Source organism: Stenotrophomonas maltophilia group sp. RNC7 (assembly GCF_030910085.1).
Lineage (GTDB): Bacteria > Pseudomonadota > Gammaproteobacteria > Xanthomonadales > Xanthomonadaceae > Stenotrophomonas > Stenotrophomonas sepilia.
On the sequence record NZ_JAVFVN010000200.1, the window covers coordinates 1 to 1,365 of the forward strand.

A 1,365-nucleotide genomic window follows, 5' to 3' on the forward strand; every position below is an offset into this window, starting at 1 on the left:
TAGTAAAATCAATGTCTTGTATGTCCTCTTGATTTAAAAGTGATTGTAGGATTTCTAATTCTCCGGTTGTATGTTTAATAGGACGTAGTTTGTTTGAATACTTTTTTATTTTTTTTAGAAATAATTCACTATTAAAGTTAAAGTGTTGCATTAAATCCCTCCCTAAAAAATTAAAAGAGAAGGGTAGCAAATGCACTCTTCTCTCAATTTATTAACCTAATCTTACTGGTAGCATAAGTTTAAATTCCTCTTCGCGATTACCATTAAGAACTATAGGTTTTATATCTCCAATATAGCCTAATGTTACTTCTTCTCCTGATAGACTTTTCAAGTGATTAAGTAAATAATTCACATTGAAGCCTACTTTAATATCTTCTTTATCACCATTTAAAGTAGTTGGTGTTTTAATTACTACTTCGCCTTGATTTTTATTGTTATTGGATAAAATTAATTCACTATTTTCATACATAATTGATGCTGCAGCTTTAGGTTCAGCAGTGCTACAAATAATATCTACCTGTTCTAATCCTTTAATTAGTTCAGCTTTATCAGTAGTGAAAGAGCTGACAATGGATTGTGGAAACTCTAAAAATGGTTCAAAATTAGGAAAGTTACCTTCAATCAATTGAGTTTTTATATATTGCGTAGATGAAAATAAAGTAACTGCATTCTCTTCAAATCCTAATGTTAGGGTATCATTGGTAAAATTTTTTATTGCATCATGTATCCATTTAGCTGGAACTATAGCAGCTTGCAATAATTTTTCTTCTTCATTAGTTTCATTCTCTAATGCAATACGACACTGTGATAATAGGTGTCCATTGGTAGCAGAAAATGCAATCTTTTTGTTTGTTATTTTAATTTCTATTCCTCTTAGTGCTGGGCGGGCGTCATCAGTTGCAGCACAATAATAGGTTCCTTCTACTGCTTGGATTAGATCCGCCATTTCAATACTTACTTGGAATAAGAATTTTCCTTGTTCGAAATTTGGATATTCTTCACTTGAAAGTGTATTTAAGCTGAATTTAGAGTTTTTAGTTGAGACGTCTAATAATCCTTTTTTTTGTAATTTAAAGCATATTTCACCGTTAGGTAATTTACGTACTATGTCACTGATAGTTTTGGGTATTACAATAGCTCCTTCTTTTTCTACGCTTAGATTATCTTGTGAATCTATTTTCATCTGAATAGTAGACTCTTTATTACTTCCAACCAGGATAACTGTATTGTTTTTTGCCTCTACGTAGATTCCACCAAGAATGGGTATTGCGTTGCTTTTTGCAGTATATTTACTCACCTTTGTTAATGCATCCACTAAAATATTTTTGCTAATTGAAAATTCCATATTAATCTCTCCTTTTATTG

At 30.8% G+C, this 1,365-nt stretch carries 1 protein-coding gene; it reads right to left on the reverse strand.

Annotated features, from left to right (window positions below):
- Window positions 1-211: 211 nt before the first annotated feature.
- On the reverse strand, window positions 212-1,365 hold a 1,154-nt coding region (gene dnaN, locus RCF13_RS02840; protein WP_308140820.1), incomplete at its 5' end, for a DNA polymerase III subunit beta.